This window comes from Mesorhizobium sp. CA16 (assembly GCF_020165175.1).
In the GTDB taxonomy this organism is placed as follows: Bacteria; Pseudomonadota; Alphaproteobacteria; order Rhizobiales; family Rhizobiaceae; genus Mesorhizobium.
Map to the genome: position 1 here is coordinate 148,825 of NZ_JAIUHP010000006.1, position 14,270 is coordinate 163,094.

The following is a 14,270-nucleotide window of genomic DNA, read 5'->3' on the forward strand; positions in this document are numbered from 1 at the left end:
GGTCTGTCGACCGTCAATTTCCTTGTCGCGCCGATCCGAGCGGAACCTCAAGTGCGGGCGCGAGCAGCCGCAGCACCGCCTCACGCTTTTTCGCCTTCAACGAGAGGTCGCCATCGAGGCCGACTTCATGAAGCCAGCTTCCCCGCCATTCGCAATAGGCCCGTCTGAGCTCAACCCCAGGCAAGGCCACGAATGCGGTTATCGGCCGTTGCGGAACTGTGCTCGGATCCACATACCGATAGAGCGCCTCCCAGTTGGCTCCGCCGGTGTCGAGGCCGGCGAACCAGTCGAGCCCAAAATCGAGAGGCTTGCGGCCGACGGCGTCGAATCGGAAGAAGCAATAGCCAGCCCACAAATACCATCGCGAGCCTGCCCTGCGGAGGTCGCCGTGAAACGGCGCAACTTCAAGAGGCTCGAAAGGGTCGCATGGCTGCGTCGGGAAAAGATCCTGGTCCAGGAATCCGAACGCGGCCGGCGCGGCAGGCTTCAGAATATTGTGCCACATCCAGTTGAGCGCCGCGCCATGGGACCGGCTCGGGCTTCTTGCGGTCCACGGATTGGTCGGCAGCCTGACATGCGCGGCGCCGTGGGTTGCGCATACCTGCCTGTTGTCGCGTGCGGAAGCTTCGCTGATGCTGTTGTCGGCAACGATGTGGAGATCATGGCGAACGAATCGTCTCGTCAGCCGCAACTGCAATTCCAGGCACTGAGCATCGCCGAAAGCGACGGTAATCAGGACATGGCGATCGCGGGCGGCGGCACGGATCCCTTGGATGTCGCCATTCTTGAGCGGCTGACGCAGAAACCTTCGGTCGATTTTCCGGTAACGGGCACTCTTGACGGCATGCAGCAGCGGCTGCAGCCTCAGCCATTGCCGCAAGTCATATTCGCGCAGGGCCTTTGGCACGGCCGCCGCGGCTTTCAGTCGGACCCGGCTTGGCAGCCACGATCGCCCCGTGGAATTTTCATGCGCGCTCCAATTGAGTTTTTTGAAAAAGCTCGAATGCAACAGCATCCAGGTCTCTTGATAACGGGCTATATACAGCATATGCGTCTTTTCAACACGACCAACATTTGAGCGCCCGGCGTGTTTGTTTGAATGGGGAAGTCTGGGGCGCACCCGGGGTCTCTCTCCGATCTGACTTGGGGGTGGGGTGGCGCTCCGGAAAACGCGATGAGAATCTGCTGCGCAATCTCTACCCTCTTCATGAATGGGGGTCTGCAGAGGGATTGTCTCAATATCAGCGACCGATTGGTCGGGCGCGGCCACAGCGTGACGATCCTGACGACGCGCCAGGTCGGTCATGTCGAGAGTTCGGCTACGATAAAAATCCAGCCGGCAAGGGTTCTCTCCAATCCGGGCACCGAATATGCGCTGGGAAGGTCGGTGCTGACGGCCAGGCGCGACTTCGACTGCGTGGTCGGTTTCAACAAGATGGCGGGTCTGGACATCTACTATGCCGGCGATCCGCCCTATTTTGTGTCGAAGCTCGGATGGTGGCGGCCGTTTTCGCCCCGCTTCATGCGCCAGCAGAATCTCGAATCGATGATCTTTGCCCCTGGCAACACCGTGCAGATCATTGCGCTCAGCGAAAACCAGGCAGCGCTTTACCGAGACTTCTGGCGAACCGAGGAATCGCGCATTCACGTCGTCGGCCCGACGCTCGATCCGAAACGCCGCAGACCGGAACTGCTCACTGTCGACCGCAATGAGATCCGCGATCGTTTTGGGCTTCCCCGCAAATCCGTCATTGCCTTGACCATCGCCAACAGATTGAAGGTGAAGGGTCTCGATCGGGCGGTAAAGGGCCTGCAGCCGTTCCCGGATATCCATTGGCTGATCGCCGGTCTTCGAAAAGGCAGCGAGGAAGAAACGCGACTTCGCGCCCTGATTGCCAAATCCGGCATGTCGGAACGGGTTACCCTGCTGGGCATCCAGGAAGACATTCCGGCGATTGTGGTTGCAAGCGATTTCATGCTGCATCCGGCTCGCCTTGAAAATACAGGCACGGTGATCCTCGAGGCACTCGCAAACGGCTTGCCCGTCATCGCATCGGACGCCTGCGGATATGCAAAATATGTCGAAGCCAGCGGAGCGGGGCTGGTTGTGGCCAACCGCGACGATCCTGAAATCTGGCGGCAGGCAATCCTGAAGGCCGGCAACCCGGCGGTCCCCGCGCAATGGCACAAGGCGGCTCTTGCCTACGGGGCATCAAATCCGCTTACCGGCGGACTGGAAGCGGCCTGCGATCTGATAGAGACGTCTCGCCGCACCCGGCGTGTCGCCTAGTTCGTCCGTCGATTCCGCTGGTTCCGACGTCATGACTTTAAGTCAAATTTTACCGAACGCACGGCATGGCTTGAGCGCTGGCAGGTGGTGCTGCCGGCGCGTTTCGCGTAAGGGGTGACGATGCGTATTGTCGGGACGATTCCGCTGGCCGTCGCCATGGGCCTGTCCACCGCGCCGTCCGCCCAGGCTGGCGAGGGCAGCTGGATATCCGGCGACTGGTATCTGACACTCGGCGCCACAGCGCTGGTCGCGCCGAATTTCGAGGGCGGCAAGAAATACATGCTCAGCGCCCAGCCGATCATTTCGCTCGGCAAGGTCGGTCCGGAGGCGCGTTTCACCTCGCGCAACGACAACATCTCGCTGGCGCTGATCGATGACGGTTCCGTTCGCGCCGGCTTGACCGGCAAATTCATATTCTCGCGCGAGAGCAAGGATGAGCTCAAGGGGCTCGATCCGGTGCGCTTCGGCGGCGAGGCGGGCGGCTTCTTCGAATTTTATCCGCTGGACTGGCTGCGCGCGCGGGCCGAGTTGCGGCATGGCATACGCTCCCACAACGGCTTCGTCGCCGATATCGCGGCCGACGCCTTCTACGACATCACGCCGACCGTTCGCATCTCCGGCGGTCCGCGCGTTTCCTTCGCCTCGTCGGACTATTTCGACGCCTATTACGGCGTCAATGCCAAGGAGGCGGCGGCTTCGGGCTTGAGCGAGTACCATCCGGGCGGCGGTGTGAAGTCGACAGGCCTCGGCGGCGCGATCACCTGGAAGGTGACCGAGCCGATGACGGCGAGCGTCTTCACCGAATATTCGCGCCTGATGGGGCCGGCTGCCGATTCCAGCCTGGTCAAAGAACGGGGCGACCGCAACCAGTGGACGTTCGGTGTCTCGACCACTTACCGCTTCAATTTCACGATGTAGGTCGCGAAAGCGGCCTCATGCCTTGAAATCCGCGCTTTATTCCTGCCGCGCCATCCGCTAAAAGCCACGCCATGACGAGCTTTTCGCGCCATTTCGCGATCGCGATACGAATTACGGGCCCGGTGTTCCGGGCGGCCTGAGCGCCGCTGGAGCCGCCGGGAGTTTTCGCGCGCGCCCCTCGCGTTTTTTCATGAACATCAACGCATATCGCCCAAAGGTGGCTTCGTTTTTGGGAAAACGATATGCGTCAAGGCAAGACCTGAACGCCCGGCTTTTGTCGTCGGGTACCCTGAGATGGCAGATCAATGACCGACACTGTTGAGACGATCGACTATTCCAAAACGCTTTATTTGCCGCAGACGGATTTCCCCATGCGCGCCGGCCTGCCCGAGAAGGAGCCTGGCCTGGTCAAGCGCTGGCAGGACATGGACCTTTACAGAAAGCTGCGCGAGGAGGCCGCCGGCCGCGAGAAATTCGTGCTGCATGACGGCCCGCCCTACGCCAACGGCAACATCCATATCGGCCATGCGCTGAACAAGATCCTCAAGGACGTCATCAACCGCTCCTTCCAGATGCGCGGCTATGACGCCAACTACGTGCCGGGTTGGGACTGCCACGGCCTGCCGATCGAATGGAAGATCGAGGAGCAGTATCGCGCCAAGGGCAAGAACAAGGACGAGGTGCCGGTCAACGAGTTCCGCAAGGAATGCCGCGACTTCGCCGCTCATTGGATCAAGGTGCAGGGCGACGAGTTCCAGCGCCTCGGCGTCATCGGCGATTTCGGCAATCCCTATACGACCATGGCTTACCATGCCGAGTCGCGTATTGCCGGCGAACTGCTGAAATTCGCCATGTCCGGCCAGCTCTACCGTGGCTCGAAGCCGGTGATGTGGAGCGTGGTCGAGCGTACCGCGCTCGCCGAGGCCGAGGTCGAGTATCAGGACTATGAGAGCGACACGATCTGGGTGAAGTTCCCCGTCGCGAGTCTTGCCCAGCCGGTCGCCGGCGCCGCGCCGGCGCTGGACGAGGCCGCGCTCGATCTGGTCGAGGCGCATGTCGTCATCTGGACGACCACGCCCTGGACCATTCCCGGCAACCGCGCCGTGAGCTATTCGCCGCGCATCGCCTATGGCCTCTATGAGGTGACGGCGGCCGAGAACGCCTTCGGTCCGCAGCCCGGCGAGAAGCTGATTTTTGCCGACGCGCTGGCCGAGGACTGTGCGGCCAAGGCCAAGGTCACGTTCAACAGGCTTCATAGCGTCTCGGCCGAACAGCTTGGGAAGCTTACGCTTTCGCATCCTTTCAAAGGGCTCGGCGGCGGCTATGAATTCCCGGTGCCGATGGTTGCCGGCGAGCATGTCACCGCCGATGCCGGCACCGGCTTCGTGCACACCGCGCCCGGCCATGGCCGCGAGGATTTCGACGCCTGGATGGAAGCCGCGAGCGAACTGAGGGCGCGCGGCGTCGATACCGCGATCCCCTTCACGGTCGACGATGCCGGCTTCTTCACCAAGGACGCGCCGGGCTTCGGCCCCGGGCGCGAGGGCGGTGCGGCGCGCGTCATCGATGACAACGGCAAGAAGGGCAACGCCAATCAGGCGGTCATCGACGAGCTGATCAAGCGCAACGCGCTCTTCGCGCGCGGCCGGCTGAAGCACAGCTATCCGCACTCCTGGCGCTCCAAGAAGCCGGTCATCTTCCGCAACACGCCGCAATGGTTCGTCTATATGGACAAGGACCTTGGCGACGGCACGACGCTGCGCGGTCGCGCGCTGAAGGCGATCGACGGCACCCGCTTCGTGCCGGCGGCGGGCCAGAACCGCATCCGCGCCATGATCGAGGAGCGCCCGGATTGGGTGCTGTCGCGCCAGCGCGCCTGGGGCGTGCCGATCGCCGTCTTCGCCGACGAGGACGGCAATGTGCTGAAGGACGAGGCCGTCAACCGGCGCATCATGGACGCTTTCGAGAAGGAAGGCGCCGACGCCTGGTTCGCCGAGGGCGCCAAGGCGCGCTTCCTCGGCAATCACGATGCCTCGAAATGGCACCAGGTGATGGACATCCTCGACGTCTGGTTCGATTCCGGCTCGACGCATGTCTTCACGCTGGAAGACCGTCCGGATCTCAAATGGCCGGCCGACGTCTATCTTGAGGGCTCGGATCAGCATCGCGGCTGGTTCCATTCCTCGCTGCTCGAAAGCTGCGGCACCAGGGGCAGGGCGCCTTACGACACGGTCATCACCCATGGCTTCACCATGGACGAGGAAGGCCGCAAGATGTCGAAGTCGCTCGGCAACACTGTCGTGCCGCAGGACGTCATCAAACAGTCCGGCGCCGATATCCTGAGGCTCTGGGTGGTGACGACCGATTATTGGGAAGACCAGCGCCTCGGCAAGAACGTGCTGCAGACCAATATCGACGCCTACCGCAAGCTCAGGAACACCATCCGCTGGATGCTGGGCACGCTCGCCCATGACGACGGCCAGGATGTGCCGGTCGAGGCGATGCCGGAACTGGAACGGCTGATGCTGCATCGGCTGTCCGAGCTGGACGAGGTGGTGCGCCAGGGCTACGACGCGTTCGAGTTCAAGCGCATCACCCGCACGCTGCTCGACTTCATGGTGGTGGAGCTTTCGGCCTTCTATTTCGACATCCGCAAGGACGCGCTCTATTGCGACGCGCCGTCGAGCCTGCGTCGCAAGGCGGCCGTGCAGGTGGTGCGCCACCTCTTCGAATGCCTGGTGAAATGGCTGGCGCCGATGCTGCCCTTCACCACCGAGGAAGCCTGGCTCGACCGCCATCCGCAAGCCGTATCGGTGCATCTCGATCAGTTCCCGGCGATCCCGCAGAACTGGCGCAACGAGGCGCTAGCCGAGAAATGGCGCAAGGTAAGGCAAGTGCGCCGTGTCGTCACCGGCGCGCTGGAGATCGCGCGCGCCGAGAAGCTGATCGGTTCGTCGCTCGAAGCGGTGCCGGTGGTGACGCTCGACGACGCCGCGCTGGAGGCGGCGATCGCCGATGTCGACATGGCCGAGATGGCGATCACCAGCGATCTCGTCGTCAAGCATGGCAAAGCCCCGGAAGGCGCCTTCACGCTCGACGACGTCAAGGGCGTGGCGGTGGTGGTGGAGAAAGCCGAGGATCGCGGTCTGATCAAATGCGCGCGCTCCTGGCGCTACACCGCCGATGTCGGCCAGGACCCGGAATTCCCGGACGTTTCGGCCCGCGATGCGGCCGTGCTGCACGAGCTGAAGGCGCTTGGCCGTCTATAAGCCGGTGCAAAAGCAGCGCGCCGGGTGGCCGGAAACCCGCCCGTGCGTTGCCCTTGACGAGCGGTTGAGGTAAACACGCGACACTCCGGCAGACAAATTGTCGCCGGATTTCCATCGCAAATGCGGGGAAGCAGGGGACCGTGCCCTTGGCCGGTGGCGACCGAAAGGCTGTTAGAGTGGGACTTTTTGGCATGACCGACAGAACGTTTGCGCGCGCCGCGCTGATGGTGCCGCTTGTGGTATCGGCCATCGCAATGTCCGGCTGCGTGAGCTCGCCCACCTACGGGACCGGCAAGACCGCTGCCGCGCAGCTCTTCGATGATGTTTCCGGCGCTGCCGCGATCACGCCGAAGCGTCGCGATCCGATCGACTACAAGCCGCGTCCTGAACTGGTGAAGCCAGCTCCTGGGCAGAAGGAAAGCTTGCCCGCGCCGCAGCAGAGCATCCAGACGGCGAGCGCCGACTGGCCCGAATCGCCGGAGGCGCGCCGCGCCCGCATCCGCGCCGACGCCACCGCGCACCAGAACGATCCGAACTACCAGCCTGAAGCGGCCGAGGATGTCCAGACCGATCCCGAAGCGGTGAAGAAGGCGATGGCGGATTCGGGTTCCAGCCACCCGCCGCGCTGGTCGCCGGATGATTCCAGCGCCACGCGCCGCGCCGAGGTTCAGCGCCGGCTGGCCGAACAGAAGCAGGGCGATCCGACCACTCGCAAATATCTGAGCGAGCCGCCGCTTGCCTATCGCCAGGCGGCCGCCACCGCGCCGCAGAACGAGCTCGGCGAGGACGAGTACAAGAAGGAGCGCCGTCTCAAGGCGCAGGCCGAAGGCAAGAAGGGCGGCTGGTTCGACTGGCTGGGGCTCTGAATAGTCAGTAGTCACCTACTCACTACTCACTACTCACTACTCACTACTCACTCCACTTCACCCACCATCCCGTCTCTCGCGAAAAAAGTCCTTGAGTATGAGGGCGGCGTCGCTCTCGCCCATTCCCGGATAGATGTCCGGGGTGTGGTGGCAGGTGGGCGAAGCGAAGAAGCGCACGCCGTTGATCACCGAGCCGCCTTTCTCGTCGGCGGCGCCGAAATAGAGCCGCCGCAGCCGGGCGAAGGAGATCGCGCCGGCGCACATCGCGCAGGGCTCCAGCGTCACATAGAGATCGTGGCCGGTGAGACGCTCGCTTGCGAGCTTCCGGCAGGCCTCGCGGATCGCCAGCATCTCGGCATGCGCGGTCGGGTCCGAGAATTCGCGCGTGCGGTTGCCGGCTTTCGCGACCACCGTGCCGCCATTCGCGATCACGGCTCCGACCGGCACTTCGCCGCGGCCGGCGGCCGCTTCGGCCTCTTCAAGCGCCAGGGCCATGAAATCCGGTCGTTTCAAGCGGTCTCCATTCCGATTACTCCTCGCCACCCGACAGCGATCCTGTTATCTAGCGCGAGACCTTGAAAACCGGAATCGGTTTTTGCCGCGCTGGCATATGCGCAAAATCAAGAATGACACTGCCTGCGTTGGGCGTCCGCAAGGGCGCGCGGCGTCGTAGCAGGCAAAGACGAGCAAAGTAATGAACGACGACAAGAAATCTCCACGCGGGCCTCGCAAAGGCGGCTCGAAACCGGCGGACCAGCGAGGCCGCGGCGGCAAGCCGAGCTTCGGTCCCAAGAAACCGTTCGTGAAGCGCGAGCGGCCTATGGCCGCCGAAGGCGAGCGCCGCGATGTCGACGGCGGACGCCGCGACTTCAAGCGCAGCTACAAGCCACGCGAAGCGGGCGAGGGCGCTGAGCGCGGCGAAAGGCCTTTCCGCAAAGGCCCGCGTCCGGAAGGCAAGCCGTTTGAGAAGCGCGAGGGCCGCAAGCCCTACGCACCGCGCGGCGCCCGGCCGACGGCTGCCGACGGCGAGCGCCCAGCCCGGGATTTCCAGCGCAGCTACAAGCCACGCGAAGCGGGCGAGGGCGCTGAGCGCGGCGAAAGGCCTTTCCGCAAAGGTCCGCCACGCGACGGCAAGCCCTTCGAGAAGACACGCAAGCCTTACACACCGCGTGGCGACCGGCCGGTGGCCGCCGACGGTGAGTGGGAAGAAAGACGTTTCGACCGTCCCAAGCGCGAATTCGGTGATCGCCCGGTACGCGACTTCGCCGACCGGCCGAAGCGCGACTTCAGCGATCGCCCGCCGCGCGACGCCACCGCAAGAAAGCCGGAAGGCGGCTTCAAGCCGCGGCCGCGTCCCCCGGAAGCCGCGCCGGAAAGCGGCGAGCGCATCGCCAAGCGGCTGGCGCGCGCCGGCATCGCTTCGCGCCGCGACGCCGAGGAGCTGATCGCCGCCGGCCGCGTCAAGGTGAACGGCAAGGTGCTGGACTCGCCGGCCTTCAATGTCGGCGCCAACGATGTCATTCATCTCGACGGCACCGAGATTCCCCCGATCGAGCGCACGCGCCTCTTCCTGTTCCACAAGCCGGCGGGCGTCGTCACCACCAACCGCGATCCGGAAGGCCGCAAGACCGTCTTCGACGTGCTGCCGCCGGATCTGCCGCGGCTGATGACGATCGGCCGGCTCGACATCAACACCGAGGGCCTGCTGCTCTTGACCAATGACGGCGGGCTGTCGCGCGTGCTCGAATTGCCGGCGACCGGCTGGCTGCGGCGCTATCGTGCGCGCGTCCACGGCAAGGTCGAGGAGAGCGCGCTCGCCGGCCTGCGCGAAGGCATCGCCGTCGACGGCGTCTTCTACGGCTCGATCGAAGCTTCGCTCGATCGCGAGCAGGGCACCAATGCGTGGCTGACGCTCGGCTTGCGCGAAGGCAAGAACCGCGAGGTGAAGAACATCCTCGGCGCGCTTGGCCTCGACGTGACGCGGCTGATCCGCATCTCCTACGGGCCGTTCCAGCTCGAGGATCTGCCGGAGGGCCATGTGCTCGAGATCAAGGGCCGCGTGTTGCGCGAGCAGCTTGGCGAGCGGCTGATCGAGGAGTCCGGCGCCAATTTCGATGCCGAGATCCAAAAGCCGTTCTCCAACAAGCCGGTGCGCGGCGGCGGGCCTCGCCGGGAAGAGGCCGACCGGCCGAAATTCACGCGCGACGGCGACCACCGGCCGATCGGCGAGGGCGGGCTGATCAAGGCGCGCAAGCGCCGCGAAGGCAGCCGCGACGAGGCGCTGAGCAAGCTCTCGACAAAGCCGGACAGGGCATTTGGGCCGGACCGGACGTTCGGCGAGCGCGGCCCGAAATCCGACCGCGGCGGTTTCGGCGACAAGCCGCGGTTTGGGGGCAAGAAATCCGAGCGCGAGCAGCGGCCGATCGAGCCGCCGGGCCAGCGCAAGGCCAATGTCTGGATGGCGCCGGGCGCCCGCCCGATCGGCAAGGGCAGGGCGGAGGCCGATGCCGCCAAGGCCGCCGAGGCGAAGGCGCGCAAGGCATCCTACAAGCCGGGCGGCAAGGGCAAGCCAGGCGCGAAGCCGTTCGGCAAGCCTCGCGGCGAGCGTCCTGAAGGTGATGGCGGCGACAGGCCGCGCGGTCCGAAGAGGGGCGGCGATGCGGATCGTCGGCGGTGAATTCCGCGGGCGTCCGCTGGCGACGCCGAAAAGCAACGCAATCCGCCCGACCACCGACCGCACCCGCGAGGCGGTGTTCAACGTCCTGGCGCATCGCTACGCGGAAAAGCTCGAGGGCGGCCGCGTGCTCGACCTTTTCGCCGGCACCGGCGCGCTCGGACTTGAGGCGCTGTCGCGCGGCGCTTCCTACTGCGTCTTCATCGAAGAATCGACCGAAGGGCGAGGCCTGATCCGCGAGAATGTCGAGGCCTATGGCCTCACCGGCCGCACCAAGATTTTTCGTCGCGACGCCGCTCATTTGGGCGAAGCCGGCACGATCTCGCCCTTCGGCCTGGTCTTCGCCGATCCGCCCTATGGCAAAGGGCTCGGCGAACGCGCGCTGCGCTCGGCCAAGGCCGGCGGCTGGCTGCTGCCTGGCGCGCTCTGCGTCGTCGAGGAGGCTGCCTCGGCGGCGTTCGAACCGGGCGCCGGTTTTTCCGTGATGGACGAGCGCAATTACGGCGAAACGGTCATCCGCTTCGTCGAGGCCAACTAGCCTCGCCTCGAAAATGCCGAACAAATCACTTTGCCTCACCAGCGAACCTTGCCTATCGTCGCGCAACCGCGACCGGAGAACTTGATGAGACAAACAGGGATTGGGCTGCGCGCAGCGCTTCTGGCGGGCGCGCTGGCGCTTGCCGCGGCTGCTCCGGCCCGCGCGGCCGATGACGGCGAGGTCAAGGATTTCCTGCTCGACAACGGCATGGAAGTGGTCATCATCCCGGACCATCGCGCCCCGATCGTCACCCACATGGTCTGGTACAAGATCGGCAGCGCCGACGAGCCGCCCGGCAAATCCGGCATCGCGCATTTCTTCGAGCACCTGATGTTCAAGGCCACGAAAAATCACGCCGCCGGCGAGTTCGACCGCGCCGTGTCCGAGATCGGTGGCTCCAACAACGCCTTCACCTCTTACGACTACACCGCCTTCCACGAGACGGTGCCGCCTTCGGCGCTCGAGCAGATGATGGGCTTCGAGGCCGATCGCATGCGTAACCTCATCCTGACCGACGATGTCATCAAGACCGAGCGCGACGTGATCCTGGAGGAGCGCCGCTCGCGCATCGACGGCAACCCGCAGGCGGTGCTCGACGAGGAGGTCGACGCGACGCTCTGGCAGAACCAGCCTTACCGCATTCCGGTGATCGGCTGGATGCAGGAGATGGAGCAGTTGAACCGTCCGGACGCGAAAGCCTTCTACGACGCCTATTATCGGCCGAACAACGCCGTGCTGGTGGTGGTGGGCGACGTCGATCCCAACGCGGTGAAGGCGATGGCCGAAAGGACTTACGGCAAGGTCGCCCGCGGCCCGGACCTGCGGCCGCGCATCCGTCCGGTCGAGCCCGAGCAGAACACGAAGCGCACGGTGACGCTCACCGACGCTCGCGTCTCGGTGCCGAGCTTTTCGACGCAATGGGTGGTGCCATCCTATCATACGGCCAAGCCCGGCGAAGCCGAGGCGCTCGACCTGCTTGCCGAGATCCTCGGCGGCGACAACCGCAGCAGGTTGTACCAGCAGCTCGTCGTCAAGCAGGGTATCGCTTCCGAGGCCGGCGCCTACTTCCAGGGCACCATGCTCGACGCCACCAACTTCACCGTCTATGGCGCCCCGCGCGGCGACGCCAAGCTTGTCGATATCGAGGCGGCGGCCGATGCCGAGATCGCCCGCATCGTCAAGGACGGCGTGAGCGACGATGAGCTGGAGCGGGCCAAGACCCGTTATGTGCGCTCCATGATCTTTGCGCGCGACAAGCAGGACGACATGGCCAACATGTACGGCTCGACGCTTGCGACGGGCGGCAATGTCAAGGACGTCCAGGAATGGCCCGACCGCATCCGCAAGGTAACCGCCGATGAGGTCAAGGCGGTCGCTGCCCGCTATCTGGTGCTCGATCGCTCAACCAGTGGCTATCTCTTGCCGCAGCAGCAGGCGGGGAATTGATGATGAGCATGGTTCTTGGCCGCACGAGCATCTTTCCTTCTCCCACAACGGGAGAAGGTGGGCGCGTCTATCGCGCCGTCGCCATCCTTTGCTTCGCCCTGTTCTTCCTGCTTTTGCCGGCGCTTGCCGCGCGCGCCGAAATGAACATCCAGGAGGTGAAGTCCAAGAAGGGCGTCACCGCCTGGCTGGTGGAAGACCATTCGATCCCGCTGGTTGCGATCCGTTTCGTCTTCGACGGCGGCACGGCGCAGGATCCGGCCGGCAAGGAAGGCCTGGTCAACCTGATGACCGGGCTGTTCGACGAGGGCGCCGGCGACCTCGACAGCGAGGCCTTCCAGGTGAAGCTCGACGATGCCGGCGCCGAGATGAGTTTTCAGGCCGCCCGCGATGGCACCTATGGTTCGATGCGCATGTTGTCCGAGCAGAAGGACGAGGCTTTCGGCCTGCTGAAGCTGGCGGTGAACAGTCCGCGCTTCGACCAGGCGCCGATCGACCGCATCCGCGCCCAGATACTGTCCGGGATCCTCGCCAACGAACGGGATCCCAACACGATCGGCCAGCAGCGCTGGCTGCGCGCGATCTATGGCCAGCATCCCTATGCGCGGCCGGACGAGGGCAACAAAGACAGCCTCGCCACCATCACTGCGGACGACCTCAGGGCCTTCCACAAAGCAAATTTCGCCCGCGGCGGCCTGCATGTGGCGGTGGTGGGCGATATCGACGCCGCCACGTTGAGCAGCAGGCTCGACGAGGTGTTCGGCGACCTGCCGGACAAGCAGGCGCTGGCGCCGATTGTCGACGTCACGCCCAAGCTCGGCCAGCAGCTCGAAGTGAATTACGACTTGCCGCAGACCTCCCTGCAGCTTGCCTGGCCGGGCGTGAAGCGAAGCGATCCCGACTTCTACGCCGCCGCGCTGATGAACGAGATACTCGGCGGCTCGACATTCACGTCGCGTCTCTACGAAGAGGTGCGCGAGAAGCGCGGCCTTGCCTATAGCGTCAGCTCCGATCTCGTCGATCACGAGCATTCCAACGCGCTGCTGGTGACGACGGCGACGCGTTCCGACCGCGCGGCCGAAACGCTTGCGATCGTGCGCCAGGTGGTGAAGGACATGGCCGAGAACGGCCCCTCGGAGGAGGAGCTCGCGGCGACCAAGAAATACATGGTCGGCGCCTACGCCATCAGCAATCTGGATTCGTCCAGCTCCATTGCCGCGACGCTGGTGGAGCTGCAGATCGATCATCTCGGCATCGATTATATCAAGCGGCGCGCGGCTCTCATCAACGCGGTGACGCTGGCCGACGTCAAGGCGGCGGCAAAGAAGCTCCTGTCGTCCGATCCGGCGGTGATGGTCATCGGGCCGCCGCTGGTTCAGGTGGCGGGAGGCCGCAAGGGATGAGCCCGACCTTCGGGGTGGCCTTCGGCGGCGGCGGCGCGCGCGGTCTTGCGCATATCCATATCATCGAGGCTCTCGACGAGCTTGGCATCAAGCCGGCGGCGATTGCCGGCTCGTCGATCGGCGCCATCATGGGCGCCGGCATGGCGTCGGGCATGAAGGGCGCCGAGATTCACGATTATGCCCGGTCGATCCTCGGCAGCCGGGCCGAAGTAGCGGCGCGCATGTGGCGGTCGCGGCCGGGCACGATCGCCGAAGCCATGCAGGGCGGCATCCGCGTCGGCCAGTTCAATATAGAGCGCATCCTGAAGGCGTTCCTGCCTCAGGATATCCCCGCCACCTTCGAAGAGCTGAAGATTCCGCTCAAGGTGACGGCGACCGACTATTTCGGCCACAAGCTCGCCGTGTTCGCCGAGGGTGAATTGCATTCGGCGCTTGCGGCCTCGGCCGCCATTCCGGCGGTGTTCCGCCCTGTGGTGCGCAATGATTGCCTGCTGATCGACGGCGGCATCTACAATCCCGTCCCCTTCGATCTCCTCGAAAAGGATGCCGATATCATCATCGCAATCGACGTGGTCGGTGCGCCGAGCGACGCCGAGCGCAAGCATCCGACTACGGTCGACCTGATGTATGGCGCCTCGCAGCTGATGATGCAGTCGATCATCGCCAACAAGCTGCAGCAGTCCAGCCCCGACATCCTGATCCGCCCAAAAGTCTCGAAGTACCGCGTGCTCGATTTTCTCAAGATCGAGGCGCTGATGGCCGAGACGGCGGAGATCAAGGATGAGCTGAAGCGCGCCGTGGAGAAGGCCGTGGAAGCGCATGGCGGCAGGCAGGACAACAAGAAGGCGGTTTGAGAGCCTCCTCCAGCC

At 64.5% G+C, this 14,270-nt stretch carries 11 protein-coding genes; 9 read left to right on the forward strand and 2 right to left on the reverse strand.

The features are described 5' to 3' along the window. Nucleotides 1–13 precede the first annotated feature (13 nt). On the reverse strand, nucleotides 14–1,015 hold the full coding sequence (locus LB525_RS11575) for a hypothetical protein (protein ID WP_224544711.1): 1,002 nt from the start codon (nucleotides 1,013–1,015) through the stop codon (nucleotides 14–16). Between the two features lie 192 nt (nucleotides 1,016–1,207). Between LB525_RS11575 and LB525_RS11580 the strand changes: the two genes are divergently transcribed. The 4 genes from LB525_RS11580 to LB525_RS11595 all read left to right on the forward strand — a co-directional run bounded on the left by LB525_RS11580 (nucleotide 1,208) and on the right by LB525_RS11595 (nucleotide 7,343). Continuing rightward, entirely contained in the window at nucleotides 1,208–2,290 is a 1,083-nt protein-coding gene (locus LB525_RS11580) for a glycosyltransferase family 4 protein (RefSeq protein ID WP_411909048.1), read from the forward strand. A 120-nt stretch (nucleotides 2,291–2,410) separates the two neighbouring features. After that, entirely contained in the window at nucleotides 2,411–3,208 is a 798-nt protein-coding gene (locus LB525_RS11585; RefSeq protein ID WP_224544712.1) for a MipA/OmpV family protein, read from the forward strand. Nucleotides 3,209–3,513: 305 nt separating this feature from the next. Next, nucleotides 3,514–6,477 carry an isoleucine--tRNA ligase gene (gene ileS / locus LB525_RS11590; protein WP_224544713.1) on the forward strand — a complete coding sequence of 988 codons (2,964 nt, stop codon included), beginning with the start codon at nucleotides 3,514–3,516 and terminating at the stop codon, nucleotides 6,475–6,477. Nucleotides 6,478–6,701: 224 nt separating this feature from the next. After that, complete coding sequence (locus LB525_RS11595) at nucleotides 6,702–7,343, forward strand: hypothetical protein (protein ID WP_411971021.1); 642 nt, start codon at nucleotides 6,702–6,704, stop codon at nucleotides 7,341–7,343. Between the two features lie 57 nt (nucleotides 7,344–7,400). Here LB525_RS11595 and LB525_RS11600 read toward each other — a convergent pair whose 3' ends face one another. After that, nucleotides 7,401–7,856, reverse strand: coding sequence for a nucleoside deaminase (locus LB525_RS11600; protein ID WP_224544715.1), 456 nt, complete (start codon nucleotides 7,854–7,856; stop codon nucleotides 7,401–7,403). A 181-nt stretch (nucleotides 7,857–8,037) separates the two neighbouring features. Here LB525_RS11600 and LB525_RS11605 point away from each other — a divergent pair, with 181 nt between their 5' ends. The 5 genes from LB525_RS11605 to LB525_RS11625 all read left to right on the forward strand — a co-directional run bounded on the left by LB525_RS11605 (nucleotide 8,038) and on the right by LB525_RS11625 (nucleotide 14,255). Then, nucleotides 8,038–10,020, forward strand: a complete 1,983-nt coding sequence (locus LB525_RS11605) for a pseudouridine synthase (RefSeq protein ID WP_224544716.1) — start codon at nucleotides 8,038–8,040, stop codon at nucleotides 10,018–10,020. Further along, nucleotides 10,001–10,555, forward strand: a complete 555-nt coding sequence (gene rsmD, locus LB525_RS11610; RefSeq protein ID WP_224544717.1) for a 16S rRNA (guanine(966)-N(2))-methyltransferase RsmD — start codon at nucleotides 10,001–10,003, stop codon at nucleotides 10,553–10,555. The genes LB525_RS11605 and rsmD overlap by 20 nt, the downstream gene beginning before the upstream one ends. Nucleotides 10,556–10,639: 84 nt before the next feature. Further along, nucleotides 10,640–12,001 carry a M16 family metallopeptidase gene (locus tag LB525_RS11615; protein ID WP_224544718.1) on the forward strand — a complete coding sequence of 454 codons (1,362 nt, stop codon included), beginning with the start codon at nucleotides 10,640–10,642 and terminating at the stop codon, nucleotides 11,999–12,001. Further along, nucleotides 12,001–13,401 (forward strand): M16 family metallopeptidase, encoded by a 1,401-nt coding sequence (locus LB525_RS11620; RefSeq protein WP_224544719.1) that lies wholly within the window; start codon nucleotides 12,001–12,003, stop codon nucleotides 13,399–13,401. The genes LB525_RS11615 and LB525_RS11620 overlap by 1 nt, the downstream gene beginning before the upstream one ends. Further along, on the forward strand, nucleotides 13,398–14,255 hold the full coding sequence (locus LB525_RS11625) for a patatin-like phospholipase family protein (RefSeq protein WP_140840862.1): 858 nt from the start codon (nucleotides 13,398–13,400) through the stop codon (nucleotides 14,253–14,255). The genes LB525_RS11620 and LB525_RS11625 overlap by 4 nt, the downstream gene beginning before the upstream one ends. Nucleotides 14,256–14,270 lie beyond the last annotated feature (15 nt).